Raw genomic sequence first — 20,948 nt, forward strand, 5'->3', positions numbered from 1 at the left:
AATCAACAGACGCTTTCGCATGACGAACAGAATACGTTCTCTTTTACCGACATGGAATGGGTTTGACATGAATACAATAGGAGTGGATGAATATGAAATTAAATCTCAAGTATATTATTTTGTATGTAAATGATCTGGAGCAATCGTTACATTTCTATCGTGATTTGCTAGGGTTGGAAATCAAGATGCAGGTCGATACGTATGTCGAATTCGAGACAGGGGATACGACGCTGTCACTGAATACACGGCAATCTGTGAACGAACTGTTGAATCTGGGATTGACTGACGATATTCCGGCGGCAAGCAGCTTTGAAGTGGGATTCGTGGTTGAGGATGTAACGACTGTGATTGAACACCTGCGCGCTCAAGGGGTAACGATCAAGCACGAACCGGTGACCAAGCCATGGGGACAAACGGTTGCTTATGTAACTGATCCAGATGGACATTTTGTGGAGATTTGTACAGCAGTTGGTTGAACGATAAATTGCCAAAAATAGGGGGCATCCATCGCGAACGGTCTGTTGCATGAATATCATAATAGAGTGAATATAAATAGGATGAATATGCCAAAAAGGTCTTTCGCATGAAAGACCTTTTTGGTATGATCTATAAACTGATCTATTAACCAATCTATTAACTAATCTATATCTCAGTCTACAGCTGGATTGATCATCCGATTTACAAGCATGTATCTAGAGAAACAAACATTCATCTGAAGCGATCATACACGCTTCTTAAAAGCATCTATTAGCGTCGCGAGCTGTTGCGTGATGTGTACAATACTTTGCTTGTTGCACGACCACCAGTAGCGCGAGCAGCTTGCGGTTGTGGTGCAGGTGCTGGAAACGCTTCACGAAATGTCCCCAGACAATGATTGCACAGTCGTCCTCTATTGATCGGCTGTGAACAGCATTCGCAAGGAAATGTTAAGTTAGGATGACTGTATGAAAAACGTCCCTCTTGAATGTAACGATACAATTCTTGCATGTCCATACCAGTAGCTGCACTCAACTGTTCGGTCGTACTCTTAGGATGCCGCCAAAGATGGTCAAGACAACGATTCAGCTTTTGATCCAGTTCGTCCCGGCAGCCATTACACATATTACGCATATTTTTCTGATACACTGAACCACAACGGGGACAGTAATCCACCATCAAAGTCATCTTAGTCACCTCTTCCATGAGATCCCATGCCAGTGACATGAGTTACATTTGTAACGCGTCCTTGCGTTTGTATATTGGCATACTATGAATCTAAAAATCACGATACTGTGATCCTAAAGAATTAACCCGATTTCCAATTAAATCTTTAGTTGTAGGTAAATAATACTATTAATAGACTATGTAAACAATACATAATATGCCAAAAGACTCACAAAAAGACGAATAATCGACAAAATAAAATCATTTATTTTTATTTTCAAGATAAAAAAGTATGAAAAAGGAAATTATCCTTTTATTAGAAAAAGAGATTGAAATATACTTTAATAATCTACCCTACATTTATATACACAAACATGCAAAAATTAATCATACAATAATTTCCAATTGATATATAGCACAAAAAAACAGCAATGCCTTCATCAGGAAGACACTGCTGCTCACTTCATCTATGCTAATGTTGATGATTACAACGAATTGGTTCTGTTCGATATGATTGTTCGTTGTAATTTTTATTTTACACCTGCATTTTGTAATGCTTTGGCATATTCAGTGCTGATATATTGTGTCAATTTGTCAGCGCCTGCCTGCTTGAAGGAGTCAATCGCTTTTTGTTTGTTAGCTGCAAAGTCTTCATCTGTTTTGGACAAGATCATCGTAGCGGCAGTCCGTGCTGCCAGTTCTTTGAGTTGCGTTTCCAGCTTGAGCAGATCATCGGTTAATACTGGCAGCACAACGGTATTTTGTTTAACAATTTCGTCTTGGGTTAGACTTTTGAGCGGAGTATTCTCGTCAGTCAGCTTGCCCTCTTGTACTAGTTTGGAGAATACTTCGCCGGGATAGGTAGCTCCGTAATGCTTGCTAAAGTCTTTTTCCAGTGTAGTTGAGCTTTGCGCCATCGCTTCTTCGGTTGAGAACAGATTGACCGGTGTATCGTTCGACGGATCAATTACACTGCCACCAAGTCCGATCAAGTTCTGATCCAGCGCGATCCCAGTACGTTCCCATGCATCGCCACCGTTCACTTTGGCTGCAATGGTGTCTTTGTTCAGTTGTGGTTTGCCATTTTCGACAGTCCAATCTTTGCCTTTGATGCCGCTGTACATCGTTCTGGCACCTTCATACGAATGAATATAGTTCAGGAATTCCATTGCTTTTTCTGGATATTTGCTGCTTTTGGAGATGGCATAGCTTTTGTCTGACCAGCCGATGGGACGAACGCCACCGCTCCATGCTTGTTTACCGATCGGCAGTACCATGTAGCCTTTATTATCTTTGGCGTATTTGGCATTAAAATCACCCATTGCCCATGTTGCTGGACCGAGGATGAATTGACCAGCTGTCGCTTTTGCCATGTAATCGTTATTTTTCATCGTCAAGGCATCGGGGTCAAGTAAGCCCATGCGATACGCTTTGTTGTAAAAGTCCATCGCAACCCAGTAGTTCGAGGTATCATCGGTCAATACGTTCAACAGTCGGTTCTCGCCAAGTGGTTTTGCCATCAGATCAGAACCACCGCTTGCTGTTTGTTGGGTAATCCAGGTGAACGGGATGATATACGGCCATAGTCCCCAATCTTGCCACATGGATACACCGTATATTTTCTTCCCTTCGTCGGTGGTCGGGTGCTTGGTGCTAATCTGTTGCAGTACATTTAGCAGATCGTCCGTGCTGTTAATAGCGGGCGTACCGACTTCTTTGTAATAATCCCAGCGCATCGTTGGTCCAATCGTTACGTTCGGATAGACCGGGCTAGGGTCGGCTTGAATTTGCGGAGGTAGGAAATAAAGCTTGTTCTGCCCTTCGCTCCAATTGGTACGGCTGTAATCGACAACAGTTGGGATCGTCTGCTCAATGTCTTGTCCATATTTGTCCATTAGGTCGTCCATCGGGATAATCAGATTGCCGTCGATCAGCTGTTTGCCGTACTGGTTCGGATCAGCACGCACAATATCCGGCAGATCACCGCCTGCGAGTAGTACATTCATTTTGTTGGCATCTGCTTCCACGTATTCGATTTTGACACCAATTTTGTCTGCTAGCTCCTTGGCAATTTCGCTATCAGGATACGTGTTCCAGTTGGTGCCCGTTTCGTTCACAAGTACACGCAGCGTTACAATGCCATTGGCATCCTTCGTTCCTGCCTGACTCCCCGTTCCTGTTTGCGATGAAGTTGATCCGGAACATGCTGTAAGCGTTATCATAAATGTGAGTAGAACACTGGTGAGTGTACGAGTCTTGATTGCTGTTTTCATAGGTTGACCTCCCTTGATGGGTATATATGATAATGAACAGGTGATCATGACGGTGTTCATTGTACCATTTGACTAGCAGAGGCTGCTGCTTATCCTTTGACTGCGCCCATCATGATCCCTTTTACAAAGAAGCGTTGCAGCATTGGATAGACGATAACAATCGGCAAAGTAACGAGCATCGTAATCGTCATCTGGATCGATTGTGGTGTCATGGTACGCACTTCGGCGGAATTGGTCATCTCGGCAGCACTCATGCTGGAGATGCTATTGGATTGATTAAGGAAATTGTACAGCACGAGCTGGAGCGTTTGCAGATTCGGATTTTCCACTAAGAAGAAGTTATCGAACCATGTGTTCCACTGCCCGACTGCCGAGAATACGGCGATGGTCGCAATGATCGGTGTAGATAGCGGGAATATGATACGGGTAAAGGTCGTAATGTAGCCCGCTCCATCAATCTTCGCCGATTCTTCTAGTGCTGGTGGCAATTGCTCGATAAATGTTTTGATCAGGATGATATTAAAGCCGCTCAGAGCGGTTGGCAATACATACAGCAGGAAATTATTTTGCAGACCGTAGGCTTTCATTGTCAGATACCACGGGATAAATCCGGCGTTAAAATACATCGTAATCAGAACGAAACGATAGATCAATCGACGCATTGGCATTTCCCTTTTGGTAATAAGATATGCAAAGAATGAACAGCATAGCACGGTCAAAATCGTACCGATAATCGTCCGCAGCACCGAGACGATTGCTGCTTCCTGCAATCCGTTTAGCTGCAATGTCGCCTTGTAGCTATCCAGTGAAAATCCAGCAGGTAACAGAAATACACCGCTCTGTGCTTGAAAAGAATCACTGATCGAATAGATAAAGATGTAATAGAACGGATAAATGGTTACGATTAGCAGCAGACTGAGGATGATGTAGTTGACGATGCTGAATAGCAAATCCGGTATGTTAATTGGTTTGCGTGTACGTTCACCGCGCACGCTGATTGCTCTGCCCATTGAGATCTTCCTCCTTAGCGGATATTGCTAGATAGCGATCATTTAGATAATACTTTCCCCGCGTACTTTTTTCGATAAGCTATTGATCATAAACAGCAAGATGATGCTGATGACTGACTTGAACATACCAACCGCGGTGGAATAGGGATAATCGTTAGTCACAAGACCGAGACGGTATACGTACAGATCCAGTACCTCGATTTTGTCGGCGACCATAATATTGTTGAAGACGAGATATTGTTCAAAGCCCGCGGACAGCAGATTGCTCACCGCCAACAGCAGCAGTACGATAAAAGTAGGCATAATATTCGGAATCGTAATATGCACGATACTGCGGAAGCGTCCGGCTCCGTCAATCTTGGCAGCATCATATTGCTCACCGTCGATACCGACAATAGCGGCGAGATAGATGATCGCGTTCCAGCCAATCGTTTTCCAGATCAGGAGTAGCGTCTGCACCATCCATACATGATCTGGATTGCCGAGAACGTTGAGCGGCGTATCGCTTAGTCCGAGCCTTGCAATGATCGTATTGATCGCGCCTTCTGAACTGAACATGCTAAACGCGAGCGAGAATACGATAATCCAGCTAATATAGTTGGGCAGCGTTGTCGTCGTCTGAATAAGTCGTTTAAAAAATCCATTGCGTACTTCCGATACCATGATCGCCAGAATGAGCGGCAGCGGTGCCGCGATGATCGATAGCAGACTGAGCGCGAGCGTATTGATCAGCACGCGTAGCATGTCGCGGTCGTGCATCATTTCGCGAAAATGCTCCATGCCGACGAATGTCGTCTGACTGAGCGGAATCCCCGGATGATAATCGAAGAACGCATACACCCAGCCGAATAGTGGCACATAACTGAAAGCGATTACAAAAACAAGAAACGGTAATGTCATCAACAGCAGCCTGATTCCGTCTGCATGAATGCGGCGCCGCTTGCGCGTCTGAACGGCTTCTCCCTTTTTATACGTAATGTCCACAGCGGAACCTCCCTTTGGTATATCTGCAACTTGGTTCTGCATTTAGTGTATGCTTTTAGGAATAGTCGCTGAATGAACAATCTGTAAAAAAAGCTGAATTATCTACAGATGTTGCTAGTGGGAGATGGACGATGGATAGAAAGTTGAAGGATATACAGATAAAGTTGAACAGATTGGTAGAGGTCGAAGGATATAGATATAAATTGGTAGTTATATTTTTCAAACATTACTGGTGCACCAATGGATTTACTGCTCTATTTAACTGAAGTATAATGTGATAATCATCCATATGTTTTAGCATGTTTAAAACGGAAATCGGTATATAATTGGCTTTTAATTCATACTATTAGGAGTTGATCCTATGACAAAGAGTGACCAGAGTAAATACGCAGCCATTCAAAAGTCTAAGTCTTATCATCTTTCTCCTACAGGAGTTCTTGCTATTCCTGCAAAACCTGAAAATATGGATCAGATTCGTGCCTTGATGAGTAAACGGATTAGTGAAAGCAAACAATAGATATGCAAAACAAACAGCCCTGCTCTCTGTTTAAGAGATGCAGGGCTGTTTTCTATTCCAATCCACAAACAACAGATCATTGACTGATTTGTATATGCTATACCTTTGCTACGTTCGTCCATCTTCTTATCCATCTACCAATATGCGATTCAACAGTGCAAGCCAGAACAATTATCCAATTACAAACTGCTCACTGATCTGCCCGCATCCGCCAGCAATTGCTCTACCGCTTCCACATATGCCGCCTGCAACTGGCGCACAATATGTCCCGGTGTGCCGTTTCCGACTGGCTTGCCGTCAATAGTAATGATGGCAGTCGCTTCCTGTGTGGTGCTAGTCAGGAATACTTCGTCAGCCTCCAGCAGCTGCTCACGGCTAAATGCTTGCTCTACATACGAGATGTTCAGTTGATTTGCCAGTCGATGCACGACTTGCTTCGTAATCCCATCTAGAATCAGATTGCCATTCGGATGCGTATAGATCGTGCCATCCTTGACGATCAGCAGATTGGATGACGTACACTCGGTCACAACATCATTCCTACGAATCAGGATCGCCTCATGAGCACCCGCTTCCGCCGCTTCCTGCTTCGCCAGTGTATTCGCCAGCAGGTTCAATGATTTGATATTGCAGCGCAGCCAGCGGATATCTTCGAGCGTGATCACGGCAATTCCATTTGTCAGTGTAGCAGTCGGGCGAGAGAGCGGTTCACAATAACCGAGCATTACAGCTTCAACATGTTCGGGGAAAACATGCGCCCGCTTCGCTTCACCGCGTGTAAATTGCAAATATAAAATCCCATCCTGATCTCCAAATGCCGCCGCTAGCTCGTCAATCTGACTGGACAATTGTTCGCGACTCCAATGCAGCTGAATTTTGATCTCATCCAGACTGCGGTATAGCCGATCCAGATGCGCTTCTTTTTCAAAGATCACGCCCTGATACAACCGAAATACTTCATAAATGCCATCGCCAAAATAGTATCCGCGATCGTTGTACGAGATACGCACGTCTTCTTCCTGTACCAGCTTGCCGTTCCACAATAACATAAGCCGACCTCCGTATGATTGCGATTAAATACATCTGTAATGCATTTTAACACGCAGGCTCATAGGAAGAAACAGCGTACTCTACGCAGCGCTTGGAATTAATACGCGGTCCAGCCTGCGTCCGCTGTCAGAACGGTAGCATTGATAAAGCTGGCATCGTCAGAAGCAAGGAATAGCGCCGCCGCAGCGATCTCTTCCGGTTCACCAACACGCGGCATTAGCTGCATACCACCCATCACGCGCTGCTGACCAAACTCGCTTACCTGATTCATCGATGCATTGATGGCAGTCTTCACACCGCCGGGAGCGATAGCATTACAGCGAATGCCAAGTGGAGCGTACTGGAAGCCCACATTACGCGTTAAGCCGACAACTGCGTGCTTGGATGCAGTATACGCTGCTCCGGCACGAGAACCGGTCAATCCACCAGCAGACGCGATATTCACAATCGCACCTTTGCCCTGCTCTTTGAAAATAGGTAGTACTTTGCGAATGGCACGCATCACGCCGGTCGTATTCACTGCAAAAACACGTTCCCACAGCTCATCTGTCACTTCTTCGGCAGGCGTAAAATTGTCCATAATCCCCGCATTGTTGATCAGAATATCGACGGTACCATACGTGCTTACCGCAGTATCGATCATCTGTTGCACATCCTGTTCCTGTGCTACGTTGGCAGCGACGGCAATTGCCTGTCCGCCTGCGGAATGGATCTCGTCTACTGTCTGCTGAGCCGCTTCCAATCGCAGATCGGCAACGACAACGCGCGCACCTTCACTGGCAAACAATACGGCAATCGCTTTGCCCATACCGGATGCGGCTCCTGTAATGACAGCTACTTTATTTTGTAATTTCATGAATCATTCCTCCTTGAGTGATGAAAGTTAAAATGCTTGTAGAAGATGAAGAGCATATATACGATTCTGTTGATTAACGTATAGCTCTTCTTTTATGATACAGAGAGGGAATTTGGAGTCGCAATCAGTAAAAAAGGGTTGGTTTGTTGGATAAACGACAATCAACATATAAAGTGTTGGTTATCTTCTATTGCTATCATGATACAGGAGGAATCGTTATGGATCGCCGGATTCGCAAAACCAAGCAAGCGTTTCATGAAGCACTGCTGCAATTGCTAGAACAGCAGGATTTTCGCGATCTAACGATTACGGATATTGTGAAGGCTGCGGATGTGAATCGCAGTACGTTTTACAAACATTATGTATACAAAGAAGACCTGCTCAACGAGATTATTGAACAGGTCTTGCATGATCTGACCAACTCTTATCTGGAGCCATACCGTCAGCAACCTGCGCTGGATGTGCGGACGATGGTCGCATCTACGGTAAAAATCTTCGATCATGTCGCCCAGCATCATAGCTTTTATCGGCTGATCCTTAGCTCGCAAACGCTGCTGAACTTCCAGCTACGTATTTGCGAGCGATTGCAGGCGCTCTGTTTGAACGATATGCAGGCTTCTCTGCCTGATGTTCAACATCGACAGCAGAAACAGGTGGAAGCTGGCATCTATGCCAGTTATCAGGCGCACGCAATCTGGGGCATGATCGTATACTGGGCGCAGCAGGATTTTCGTCACTCGGCGCATGAGATGGCAGAACAGTTGCTGCTTATTTTGAATTTTCGTCCACTTGCAGATGTGCAGGTGACTCATCCGTCAACTTGGGCAAACGAATCATCACTTCCGCTCCGTGCGGCACCTTCGGAATCGTGACTCCATACGGCTTGCCAAAGTACAACTGAATACGCTTGTTAATATTGTACAACCCGACTCCGCTACCACGTTCGCTAGTAGACTCTTCAGCGCCCGATTTCAGACCGTTGGTCTCGGCTGTTGTAGAAGTGACTTCTCTATGAATCGTAGCTCCCTTGTATTCTGCTTCCGGTTCTGTAGTCAGATTCCTAGCGGAATGTGCTTGGGTTCCATCTTCATCCGCTTCTTCCCCTTCTCCTGCTGCGAGACGCGCATTCAATGCTTCGCGCGTCTCTGGATCGAAGCCTGTACCGGAATCGACAACCGAGAGCCATACATCCTGCTCGTCCTCGTACGCCTCGATACTGATCTCAATGCCTTCATGATCGTCACGCACATACTTGATCGAATTCTCTACTACTGGCTGCAAAATAAAACGCGGAATCCGGTAATTGAGCATCTCTGGCTGAATATCAAATGTAAATGCAATCGTGCTGTTAAAGCGCAAATTGATGATTTTGATATAGTTTTCCAAATAGTTCAGTTCGTCACGCAGCGTACACATGCTATCTTTGCTGGCAAACACCGGACGTAGTATATTGCCGAGTGCCACTACACTGGTCACGATATTGTCCGCGCGTACCATCGTTGCCATCCAGCGGATCATATTGAGCGTATTGTACAGAAAATGTGGGTTAATCTGGTATTGTAGCGCTTCAATCTCTAGCTCACGCCGCTTCTCCTGCATCTCGTTATTACGGCGCAGCAGGTTAACGATGCTGAGCGACATTTCATTAAACCGCCGCATGACAGTGCCGAACTCGTTATTGGGAATATTGGTAAATGTCACACCTAGATCGCCTTGACTAACATCGCGCATTTTGTGCGCCAAGAGATGTAGCGGTCGGATCAGCTTGTTCAATGAGAAATACGAGACACCGAAAATAACTAGAATGCTCAAGCAGAAGACGATCACCATAATCCGCTGTACCGAGAAAATCTGCTGCGAGAACAGACCGAGCGGCACTTCGCGCATCATGTACCAGTCGGAATCCTGCAATTTGTAGTACAATATCTGAATCGGATCGCCATTCTTCACTGCATCATAACTGCCAAAGGTTGCATCGTTATCATTTGGCGGTACATAGGGGCTGTGCTGACCGACCGCCGCTGCACTGCTACCAGACACGATAACACCGCTGCTGTTCACGATGTACATATTGCCTTCCGCCATATTCAGTTCGGCAGAATAGGTAGATGCCAAATATTGCTCATCCAGATTGAAAATAACCGTCGCATTGGTGTCTGGCTCGTACAGCGGACGTACTCCACGAATCAGGCTAATCAGCTTGCTCTCATTATCACGCGTAATATACGGATTGTAATATGACTCCGTTGTCGCCCCGGCAATCGTCAGATTCGGAAACGACTGCTTGGCACGCTCATATCCTTCCGATTGGAAAAAGCTATCTGTCCAGCCGCGTCCTTCATGCACAAGCGTACGAGTAGCATCCCCGCCGAGTGCACCATTTTTGTCGGTGATGATGTAGATCGAGTGAATATAGCTATAATTGCTAATAAAGTTAGCGATGCGACCGTAGATGTCTTTTTTCAGCTCGATATTTTCCAATTGGGTGCGGGTATCGTTGCTTTGCAAATAATTCTGCACATTGTTATCCAGTAGAAACAGCTTGGACAGCCGATCCACATCGCTCAACAGACTATGAATATTATGATCGGTTTGTTGAAATTGCTGATACAGCAGCTTTTCATTCTGTTCCTTGATCAGTCCGAGCATAAATGTATACAGAAAATAAGTGGCGAGCGAGAATACAATTACGCTGATTGCCATAAAATACACGATCAACTGCGTGCCGAGATGCTGAATACGACCGGTACTGCTGGAGCGACGCCAGAGACGCATCAGCGCTTAACTCCACTGGCATCGGCAGTACCAGCTCCGCTCAACCATTGACGCCGATATTCATTCGGATTGAGACCGGTCACTTTTTTGAATACTTTGCTGAAATATGTGTATTCTGGCGAGAATCCGACCTGCACGGCGATATCATATGATTTTAGATTGGTGCCGATTAACAGCTCTTTGGCACGTTCGATCCGATAACGGTTCAAGTAATCGACAAAGGTAATTTGCAGTTCTTTTTTGAACAGATTGCTCAGATAGCCAAAGCTAAGGGAAACGTGATCGGCGACTTGTTGTAGACTGATATTTTGTGCATAGTTTTGTTTGATGTATTGCAGTGCACGAGCGATCTCATTGCTCATATGCAGCAGGTTGCGCGAATATTCTACCAATTCGGACAGATAATCCAGCACCTGATCTAGCATCTCTGGCAACGTATCGCACTGCTCCAGCTGCCCGGTAATGTCGGACAGTAGCGTCTTCTCGTTCTGATGATGATCGTACAGACTGGTACTGACCCACTGGATAAACTGGAATAGCAAATGCTGCACAGCACGATGATCGTCGCGCAACTGACGGCATAACATATCGATATAATCGTCATACCGCTGCTGTTTGAGCGGAGACAGCAATTCACGAATCGGCATATAGTGGCGGATATGCTCTAACGTCTGTTCTAGCGACGTCAGATGCAGTGGTTCACCGCGTGTATGCACCTTGCCGCTACCAGTTAGAAACTTATTGCCTAGCGCCTGACGAGCTTCGTGATAAGATCGCGACAGATGGCAATACGTATTGACCATCTCGCTAATGCCAAACGATACCGAACTGCCAAAATACGTCCCAATCGCTTCCTGTACCCGCTGTACCATCTGATTCAATTGCTGGCGAATCAGCTGCTCAGATCGCACATCTTCAAAGCTAAGCAGCAGCAAATAATGCCGATGATCCAGATGAAATCCCTCGCCACGTTGGAAGGAAGAGGTGATCTCGTCCAGCATATTCAGCAGTGTCATTTTGATCAGATGCCCGTGTTCGTCCTTGAACTTATCAGTCAGTCTAGCGTAATGATCCAGCTCGATCACACAGGCAATCAACCGCACAGGTGCTAGACGCATCTCACTTTGCTGCACAAATTGATGGAATTCCTCAGCGGAGTAAATGCCATATAACAGAAAGTCTTTGAGAAACTTCTCTTTGACCAGTTCCAGATTCGCCGTCGGCACGGCGCGACTGTTATGCGATACGCTGACCGCAGCTTGTCGTTGCTGCTCATCCAGCTCATGCCGAACACCGCTCAGCACGCTCTCAATCTCCTGCTCGGTCATCGTCAATTTTAAAATGTAACCGGATACACCAAGCGACATCGCTCGGCGCGCCAGCTCAAATTCCTCCAGACAGGACAGCACGACGATACGCGTCTGTTTGTCCTGCTGACGGATGCTGGATATAAGCTCCATTCCATCCATACGCGGCATGCGAATATCGGTAATGATCAGATCGGGTTTCTCCTGCTGGTACATATCCAGCGCACTCTGCCCATCCGGCAGATCGGCGATGACGTGCATGCCAAATTTGCTCCAATCGACTGAATTTTTCAGACCGATGCGTACCAGCATTTCATCCTCCACAATCATAACTTTATACATTCCGCTCACTCCCTTGTATTCAGATCATCCCATTAGATCGTCCAAGTAATGCACAGCACCCAATCGTTACCACGTCCGCTTGAAGGCGCTTTCCATTCTACATGTAATTCTCTCCGCCGTTCTGGTTCTGACAGATCGTGAATGCTACCTGTGCGCGGGCAATACCAGTGTGCTTGCCAGTTGTGCGAAGGCAGGCTGTTTGTTTTAACTTTAACATACAGTCCATGCGGACAATAGACGAATATGTAGTTTTTCCCTTGTATAGCGACCGGGTAATTACTGCCGGTTGGTGGATGATGCAATATATGCTGTGCAGGCTTGGCGGTGTGCAGGTCGACACGCTCCAACAGATGGCGCATATGCTGCATCTGCCATGCACCCGGACGCTGCAACGCCTGTTGCCACGGCATGATAAAATAACCTTCCTGCTCACCGCTCCATACGGAATCATCTACTCCATTGTACATGGACCAAACCGAATGATGACCATACGTATGACCACATGCTCCGCTAAACACCGCATAATACGCTGCTTGCCGTACATCCGCCTCGTCAAAATAGCCATGCTCCGCTCGAAAATCAATCGGTATATCTTCATAACACGGCTCGGCATCCAGTGTTGGGCGCACCGGCTGTAAATGGTAATCATGCTGTACAAGACGATAGTTATCTCGCACACCTGCGCCATGACTGGACTGAATCATATGAAAATCAAGCCACGGTTCGTCCTGTACATACAGCGAAGATGACACTCCGCCCTTCGGATGAAACGTAATCAGTTGGCGTGCGCTGGATGTACCCTTTTGCTCACTGTCTGATGGGGTAGTATCATCTTCGGCGTTATACTGACTGCCACGTAGCCCTTCTGCCATCTGATGAATACTGTCAAAATGCTTTCGCGTTTGCAGCGCTCGGTCGCCGCCCAGAACCCAGATCAGATGGACATGCCCACCATACCGCTGATGCAGCCATTGTCCATATTGGTAAGCCAGCTCCGGGGTGAAAATCTCTGGTCCTGCTCCGCCTGCTAGATGGAACTTGTCTCCCCATGTTGGCAGTAAGGCGACATACAATCCATGAGCGGCAGCCATATCCAATACGGTATCCACATGATCCCAATAGCTGTAATCTCCATCGGTATCTGGTTGAAACAGATGATGCTCATCGTTTGAATCCATATGCAGTGGCAATTTGCCATACGCGTTCGGGGTGCGCAATCCATCGCACTCTGCCAGCAGTACCGTTTGAATAACATTGAATCCCTGCTCTGCACGGGTTCGCAAATATAGTTCCGTTTCCTCTATATTCAGCCGATGCAGCAATTCCCATGCGGTATCTGCCAACCAGAAAAAGGGATGACCGTCGGCGGTATTTAGGAAATGCCCGTCACTGCTAATGCAGAGTGGCTGAAGATTGGGAGGATTTGCGATAGTATCCGTTTGTTGATTGAACTTGGGCATATCGTGTATTCCCCTTTCAGCGAATATGCAGGTATAGATTGGGTGCTGAATGTTGCTTGTTGCTTGTTGCTTGTTGCTTGTTGCTTGTTGCTTGTTGCTTGTTGCTTGTTGCTTGTTGCAAGTATTATCACATGTGAATAATTCTAACTGTTCCATTAACAATGGATTTGAACGATTTAGACACGAGAGGCAAAGCCTTCACTTTACTGGCTTTGCCTCTCATTCTACGATTCGTGTTTATTGGTATATTTCACATATCCGTATTTCGCATATTCGTGTATTCGTGTATTCGTGTATAGTTCGAACCGTATGGTTTACTTTTTGAATCATTACTCACGACTTTTACTCACTTCTTTTATTCATTTACTGAATGACAATCTCCGGCGTGCCTTTGGTACCAAAGCGAACGAAGCAATATCGATCAGTATAAATATGCTGACCAGCAAAATTACCATCCGTCCAGCTTGGTGTATCGCGGAAACTATCTGGACCGACCATCGTCAATTCGCCGCGCACATGATGATGAGGACCGAGCAGATTGCGACAGCTCGACATCAACTCTAACGACACCTCATTGGTGCCCGGCTGCAACCAGTCGGTAATGTCCGCTTCATACGGCGCCCACATCCACGTATGCACCTCACGTCCGTTTAACCACAATCGCGACAACACCGCATCCGGTCGATTCCAGACAAAGGTAGCCGTTTGCCCTTTTTCCAGCGGTGGCATTTCCAATTGCTGGGTCAGCGTCACATTGCCCGCATAGAAGTTCAATCCTTGTGTTGTCAGATCACCCGTTTGTACCGACTGCACTGGATCTTGCAAAATGAAATCACCATCGGTATAGATCGCTCCACGTTCGCCTTCTTCATACCCACCCTTTGCCTGTACATCAAAGTCGCCCAGTAGATAGATGCTTTCCAGTTCGGTATCGTAAAATAACTTATTTCCCTCAGATTCAAACTGCTGCGCACGAGCAGCGGCTTCATACGTTTCTTCCGAGTTGCGGAATGTACCGCTGATCAGAATCTCATTTCTACCCGGCTGTACACGTCCACGCAAATCCAACTTTCGAAAAGCAATATCTCGCCACCAACCCAATTCCTGTGATGGCAAAATCTGTCCGTTCACTACGATCTCATATCGATGCGGCTGCTCCATAATCAGATACCATTCACGATCTAGATAAGCTCCCTCTTCCGCCTCAAATATAAATTCCAGCTCTATCTTAACCGGTCTGCCTAGCTGCACCAATTCATCCTGTATAAAAATAACCGGTTTACGCTCCTGCCATTGTCCACCGTCTACACGCAAACGACACATATCCAGCGTCAAGCTGTTAAGATCGGTTTGCTGAAGTTGCCATTGCTCCTGAAGTGGAATCGTAACAGTGTGCGCCGGATTCATCTCCAACCTCGTATTTACATTTGTATTCGCGGTTGTATTGGTGTCCATGCTTGCGTTCGTTAATGCATTGGTATTCAACGCAGGAATTGATGATGTATCCAACGCTTCTTGTTGAGCAGTAAGCGAATGATTGATATTGGAGATGCTCCCATCTACCTCTCCTTGTGGATGTGGCGCTTCCACGATTACGCGCAGCATATAGGACTCCGCTGGGGCAAATGTAAGCTTGATCGTCGTCTGGTCATGCTGATGGATCATACTATTTGGGGACATCGCTGTTAGCTCCACACACTTGCCAGTTTGCAGATCGATTCGCTGAATATGAAGCGCAAGCGATGCGTCATCTTCAATATCCGACACATACGCAGCATGGTATGCCGTTGCTGCTGATAGCGATGCATGCGGAATAACAAATTCGGCACTGTATCCATGCACCCGATCCGTATTGACGAGATAGATTAGCGTTTCCTCATCTAGCGTACTGATGCGGCTGAGCAATACCGCTTGCCCCGTTTGAGCAGGTGTCTCAGTGACTTCGTTATCAAACCATTCCTGTTGCTGGATGTTATCCGGTTGGCTGGATAGCTCGGCGGAATGTCCGCCGTCTGCGCCGATGGCGGCAGTCGTATAGCTTGCATGTTCCTCGCCTGCGGCGGCAGGGTGCTGGATTAGCTGTATCAATTCCAGTCGTGCCGGTACATGCGCTTCCAGATAGCTTGCCAATGCTGAGCGTTCTAGCGGCAGACAAGGGATACGGCTTTCCAATACTGCCAGACGATGATCATCACGTTTTCCTCCCACTGATGAGGGCAGTGTGCCGAGCGCCAGCACCTGCCCTCCCTGCTCCAATACTTGCAGCAGCAAATCCAGCGTATGCGAAGCAATCGTCAACATCGGTGGCATAATTACAGTGTGATAACTGCTCTGTCCGATGACAAATTGCCCTGCTTGTACATGTCCATGACCATCAATAATACTTTCCGATCCGTAATCGTGACCGTAATGCAGTCCACATAACCATTCGCTCACCGCTACAAAGTCACGATTCAACCGCTCGCCTTCTTCATACGTGCGATTGTTATACACCAGCCATGCCGACCGAATCGGATGCAGTAGCAAAATATCATGCTGCGGTGTACTTTCGGACAACAACAACGATAATCGACCAAAATAATCATTAAACCGACTATAATCGCTCCACCATGGCTGTTGGTAATACAAAGATGGCGGATAATCCCGTTTACGAATCCCGCGCATACTGTACCCTTCCAGATGCTGACACATGAGATTGACGCCATGCACATATTGCCATTCAGCAATCCATTTTAGATCGGCAAATGATACATTCCAGCCACTACATCCAAATGTCTCGGATAATACGAATTTCTGTCCAAGCTGGTGCGCTACCGAGCTGGCTTGCTTTGGGGTAAGCGGATTGTCGATGAAGCGTCCTAACCAATCGATCCCCGGCGTCTGCATATACGCATATGACGCCATCGCATCGCCAACCGAACTCGTCTGAGCTGTCAAATGATCTTCGCATACCACATGCCCGGTCAGCCGAATCTGGTGTTCCCCACACCAATCGCCAATCTGCTTCATAAACGACTCTGCAAACAATCTCGTCGCCAGCTGCCAGAATCGATACCGCACTTCCTCATGCCCTTCTAGCTCCAAAAAGATCGATGGCAGCTCATCCAGCAAATGAGGTACATCATTCGCTACATTGCCGTCACTCTCTGTGCCAGAACGCTTATGAAGTTCTGTGTAAGACTGCTCACTGTGCTGTCTGTACGCATCTACATACTGCTGCTCCAACGTGAACGACCACGGAATCTGATTGCGCCCATATTGCGGTTCATCTGTAAAAAGCCCTGCGACTGCCTGACCAAAATGCTCAGCAAACCGATCGGCATATTGTTCATACGTAGATTCGATAAATGCACGCACTACCTGTGCATCCAGCGTATCGATGTAATACGGATTGACCTCGTAATATATGCGTAGTTCGGCGCGTTGCTCCTCACCCGGCTGTATCCGTACATAACGATCCTGTTCCCGGTAATACAGCGCAATCGTACGCTCATCATACCGTTGATCTGAATCCTTCATCGTGGTATCACTGTGTTGATTATGTTGATACGAGTCTTCAGCATCGGCACTCATCTTGTCCTGATCAAGCCACTCCATACGTAACAGTTTCTGCTGATAGTCCAGCCCAAGCTGCGGTACAACGCCGTCGGCAAATCCGCTGGGCCAGCCATTTTCGTCATAACACCATACTTGCATGCCGAGACGTTCTCCTTCGTCGATTCCGGCAGCAATGCACTCCATCCACTCATCGCCCATATATGGCGTTTCCAAGCCAGCACGCGCGTGCATAATATAGCCGCCTAGGCCTGCTTGCTTCATCTCGCGCACCTGCCGCCGAATCTCCTGCGGGTCCATGCGATCATTCCATGACCAGAATGGAATAGCACGGTAGATCGCAGGCGGATCAAGCAAATGTTCATACAACTCGCTAGCAGACAAACGATCGTGATGTTGCGTATGTTCAGTATCCTGCTGTATTGTATGCTGTGTCTGCACTTCAGTGGATACATGATCTGACTTCATAGCGTTCCCCCCAGATTGCGTATGATTGGGCTAAGACTCCATTTACATGCACATGAATACGATTCTGTTTATTAGCGTTGCAATCATTTCACATTCCACGCTCGCACAGACAACGATTCCTGTGAATCTACACCAATGATCCGACTCTCACCACTGTCCAACCAGAAAAAATGATCTTCCGCTACCAAAATAGAGTGTATCTTTCCGTTCATAGAGCGTGTGTTTTCGCTGACATTCAAATTTGAATTTTCGTAGTTCTGTAAAGAACTACTAGTAAGGCTGTACAGTTCAACAGCAACAGCCGGAAATGAACCGGTATTCGTTATTTTCACCTGACGTGTATACCGTGAAGGCGATACCACGTCATCTGCTGTATGTTTACTCACATCTGTACCTGAAGACTCTTTCGCCAAATTCGAAGCGGAAGCGGGTAATACATGCTCATCCAACTTCAATGTCGTCGTTGGCAGATTCATTAGCACACCCGGTCGTGCATCAAAATTCAGCCAGTAAAACGTTCGATACAGTACCTGCTCTGCCTGTACAAGCTCCGATACGACTAGCAGCGGCGCGTCGTCCAGCGGTGCAGCGTCTAGCTGAATCTCACCCAGCTTGTGCACCTGCTGCGCGGCAAGAAGCGCTGGTTGATCATGAGATGGAGATAGCGAATCCTCATCATGCTGCAATGGCTGATGTGTCGTTTCCGAATGATCTTCCCCGGCTTGCCACGCTTCGGATTGCAGCAATTGCAATTGGGCGTCGTAGACACGGACACCTGCCGTCCAGTTGCCATTTTGCCAATCTAGCTGTTGGCGCTCGTCCAGCAGGTATACAGGTAGCGTCTGATGAACATCCGGGCTATTCAGCTTCTCAAACAGAACGACTACAGCTAACGGTGCATACGAATCGGCTGTAAAATAGTGCGACATCTTCGGTACACCATACCAGTCTACCGTCGCCCATGATACCCCCGGATATACATCATTCAGCTTGTACGTAACGACTCCGGTCTGCTGCGGCCAGTGACAGCGAGCGCGCTCCATTTTGTGACGGAGTGAGACGACCTGCGCCAGCTGGGTACCGACAACAAACTGTGCCAGCGATTCACACGGTACAAACGAACCGGCAAATTCAGATAGAATGCGCATCTCATCACGCGTATTAAATGCTGGCAAATGATGATAAAAGCTCCGCCCCGGCTCTGGCGGCCATTGATCTTGTTCTGTTTCCGGCATATAGCGCTGCACCGATTCCAGCACGGGAGCAGATGCCAGTCCAAATTCACTCAGCAACATATCGTCCAATCCAGCATAATAGTCAAAGCTATACGCCGGTGTCCAACCATTCCAGACGATATGATCATGTGTACTTCCACCTAGCGGATCAGTACGATGAAATGGACGCGTATCATCCAGCTCAATACTATAACGCCCCATCATATTCATCGATTCATGCTCCAGTTCGCTACTCGTTTCATTGCCACCGCCCCACATGACCAGCGATGGATGATTGCGCAGTCGTAGCGTATTGCGCCGCACCGTTTCTTCCAACGCATCATAAGGCTGATTGGCATGACTTCCCCAGCACGTCGGCCACTCCTGAAGAATCATAATGCCAAGTCGATCACACAGATCGTAGAAATCATCCGTTTCCGGCATACCGCCGCCCCATGCTCTCATCATATTCACATGCTGATCCGCCGCCAGTTGAAGGAAATGTTCATACTGCTCCCGTTGGAAATTCATTAACGCATCCAGCGTGCACCATCCAGTTCCTTTGGCGAATACCGGTACGCCATTCACCGCAAATGTCCAGTCATACAGCTCCTCATGCGTTCCTTGCGGCGAAGGCAGCATGCCGATATGCCGGATACCGAATGTCGTTTCCACCACATGCCCGTTATGATGAAGTCTCTCGCTCTCGCCATATACATAAGCAAGCCGCAAGCGATACAGAGGTTGTTCTCCCATATCCAGCACCCACCACAGCTGCGGTTCCGGTACATTCAGCTGAATATGCACAGACTCATCACCAGACGACCACTGCCCTGCCTGCGGCTCCCATGCAAAAGATACCGCCTGCCCGTCGCCCTGTTCCGGTTCAATCACACCATGCACCACATCCCCAGCCTGCACCTGCCCTGATAAGGTAAACGACACATCCACCTGCCCTGACAATGCCTGCTCCAAACTGAGCGCCGCGACAAACGGATGGCGAATTTCTACTCTATTCGTCGCTTCCAGTGTGACCGATTGCCAGATCCCTACCGCAGGCAGATTGACATAGTGCCAGCCATAGTTGCAATTGAATACCACGGTCGAATGCCAGATGTTCCACTCATTGCCAAGCGGTGCCGGATGCACACGCACGATCAGCGTATTGTTTTCTTCCAACAGTCGTCCCACTTCGTGCTCCGGTCCGCCAAATGCGCCATTATGATATCCCAGCGCCTGACCATTCAGCCATACATCGCAGGCAGGCGATACACCTTCAAAGATCAACCGTGCCTGCCGCCACTGCTCCATATGTTCCAGTTCAAACTCCACTTTATGCCACCATGTGCGATGACTGTACACCTTGGCAGCATCGGCATGTTCGCCAAAGCTCGGATCGTTCAGTACACCATTGTCCACCAACGCCTGATGAATACTGCCCGGTATATTCACTACATACGCATCGTCCCACGGTTGCTGCAAACGCTGCTGCTGCTCGCCTTCCTCTGCCATTTGCCATTGTCCATTCAACAGTACATGCGGGGCGGAATTGATCGTTCCCGTCTGCTGTTGCCAATGTGTCTGCGCCTGTTGCCGCGTCAGCTGCTCTATGTGAATATCACTAATAGGCTGATCCCACGGCGTATGTTGGGCGTTGAAGCTCTGGCGATCGATCTGATCTTTGCTGAGCGCATGTCGTGTATTCAATCTGTTCACCTTCCTTTGCATTCGTTTACGTGCATGTGTATCGAAGCCAAGCTTTACATGAGAATGTTGCAACAATCGCTTGACCGCAAGCAGCCAACACTACATAGAAACGTAACCCTTCACCCGGCAGCGAGTTATGAAGTTTGCACCGTTGCAAGCAAGGGCAGCTCCGTAACACGCGGCACATGATCAAGGGTTAGCGTTTATCTGATACATGATGAATCACGTCATGTTTACAAGAACATCGTTCTATACCATCGGATGGAGCACGATATGATCAACTTGCT

14 protein-coding genes are annotated in these 20,948 nt (G+C 47.5%); 3 read left to right on the forward strand and 11 right to left on the reverse strand.

Translation table 11 applies throughout. From position 1 onward, the window contains the following. The first annotated feature begins 92 nt into the window (after positions 1-92). A complete protein-coding gene (locus tag ACDE64_RS14125; RefSeq protein ID WP_411347244.1) occupies positions 93-476 on the forward strand; it encodes a VOC family protein in 384 nt (127 codons plus the stop codon). Between the two features lie 271 nt (positions 477-747). On the opposite strand, the gene ACDE64_RS14130 is transcribed toward ACDE64_RS14125, so the two are convergent. The 4 genes from ACDE64_RS14130 to ACDE64_RS14145 all read right to left on the reverse strand — a co-directional run bounded on the left by ACDE64_RS14130 (position 748) and on the right by ACDE64_RS14145 (position 5,410). Then, positions 748-1,164 carry a hypothetical protein gene (locus ACDE64_RS14130; RefSeq protein WP_411347245.1) on the reverse strand — a complete coding sequence of 139 codons (417 nt, stop codon included), beginning with the start codon at positions 1,162-1,164 and terminating at the stop codon, positions 748-750. Between the two features lie 509 nt (positions 1,165-1,673). Beyond that, positions 1,674-3,416, reverse strand: coding sequence for a hypothetical protein (locus ACDE64_RS14135; protein ID WP_411347246.1), 1,743 nt, complete (start codon positions 3,414-3,416; stop codon positions 1,674-1,676). An 89-nt stretch (positions 3,417-3,505) separates the two neighbouring features. Further along, the gene (locus ACDE64_RS14140; protein WP_411342787.1) at positions 3,506-4,426 is read right to left on the reverse strand and encodes a carbohydrate ABC transporter permease; all 921 of its coding nucleotides are present in this window, start codon (positions 4,424-4,426) and stop codon (positions 3,506-3,508) included. A gap of 42 nt (positions 4,427-4,468) precedes the next feature. After that, positions 4,469-5,410, reverse strand: a complete 942-nt coding sequence (locus ACDE64_RS14145; protein WP_411347247.1) for an ABC transporter permease — start codon at positions 5,408-5,410, stop codon at positions 4,469-4,471. Between the two features lie 361 nt (positions 5,411-5,771). Between ACDE64_RS14145 and ACDE64_RS14150 the strand changes: the two genes are divergently transcribed. Further along, positions 5,772-5,927 (forward strand): hypothetical protein, encoded by a 156-nt coding sequence (locus ACDE64_RS14150; protein WP_411342789.1) that lies wholly within the window; start codon positions 5,772-5,774, stop codon positions 5,925-5,927. 179 nt (positions 5,928-6,106) lie between these two features. Here ACDE64_RS14150 and dat read toward each other — a convergent pair whose 3' ends face one another. Next, complete coding sequence (dat, locus tag ACDE64_RS14155) at positions 6,107-6,976, reverse strand: D-amino-acid transaminase (protein ID WP_411347248.1); 870 nt, start codon at positions 6,974-6,976, stop codon at positions 6,107-6,109. Between the two features lie 98 nt (positions 6,977-7,074). Next, on the reverse strand, positions 7,075-7,833 hold the full coding sequence (locus ACDE64_RS14160) for an SDR family oxidoreductase (RefSeq protein ID WP_411342791.1): 759 nt from the start codon (positions 7,831-7,833) through the stop codon (positions 7,075-7,077). A gap of 218 nt (positions 7,834-8,051) precedes the next feature. Here ACDE64_RS14160 and ACDE64_RS14165 point away from each other — a divergent pair, with 218 nt between their 5' ends. Next, positions 8,052-8,705 carry a TetR/AcrR family transcriptional regulator gene (locus tag ACDE64_RS14165; protein ID WP_411342792.1) on the forward strand — a complete coding sequence of 218 codons (654 nt, stop codon included), beginning with the start codon at positions 8,052-8,054 and terminating at the stop codon, positions 8,703-8,705. Here ACDE64_RS14165 and ACDE64_RS14170 read toward each other — a convergent pair. The 5 genes from ACDE64_RS14170 to ACDE64_RS14190 all read right to left on the reverse strand — a co-directional run bounded on the left by ACDE64_RS14170 (position 8,602) and on the right by ACDE64_RS14190 (position 20,661). Next, on the reverse strand, positions 8,602-10,608 hold the full coding sequence (locus ACDE64_RS14170; protein WP_411347249.1) for a sensor histidine kinase: 2,007 nt from the start codon (positions 10,606-10,608) through the stop codon (positions 8,602-8,604). The two genes, ACDE64_RS14165 and ACDE64_RS14170, sit on opposite strands and share 104 nt — an antisense overlap. Next, positions 10,608-12,257, reverse strand: a complete 1,650-nt coding sequence (locus ACDE64_RS14175; RefSeq protein WP_411347250.1) for a response regulator — start codon at positions 12,255-12,257, stop codon at positions 10,608-10,610. The genes ACDE64_RS14170 and ACDE64_RS14175 overlap by 1 nt, the downstream gene beginning before the upstream one ends. A gap of 32 nt (positions 12,258-12,289) precedes the next feature. Further along, positions 12,290-13,717: a DUF4038 domain-containing protein gene (locus tag ACDE64_RS14180; RefSeq protein WP_411347251.1), complete on the reverse strand. Its 1,428-nt coding sequence runs from the start codon at positions 13,715-13,717 to the stop codon at positions 12,290-12,292. Positions 13,718-14,080: 363 nt separating this feature from the next. After that, positions 14,081-17,740, reverse strand: coding sequence for a hypothetical protein (locus tag ACDE64_RS14185; protein WP_411347252.1), 3,660 nt, complete (start codon positions 17,738-17,740; stop codon positions 14,081-14,083). A gap of 83 nt (positions 17,741-17,823) precedes the next feature. Then, entirely contained in the window at positions 17,824-20,661 is a 2,838-nt protein-coding gene (locus tag ACDE64_RS14190) for a glycoside hydrolase family 2 protein (protein WP_411347253.1), read from the reverse strand. Positions 20,662-20,948: the final 287 nt, after the last annotated feature.

Source organism: Paenibacillus sp. WLX2291 (assembly GCF_046603665.1).
GTDB lineage: Bacteria > Bacillota > Bacilli > Paenibacillales > Paenibacillaceae > Saccharibacillus.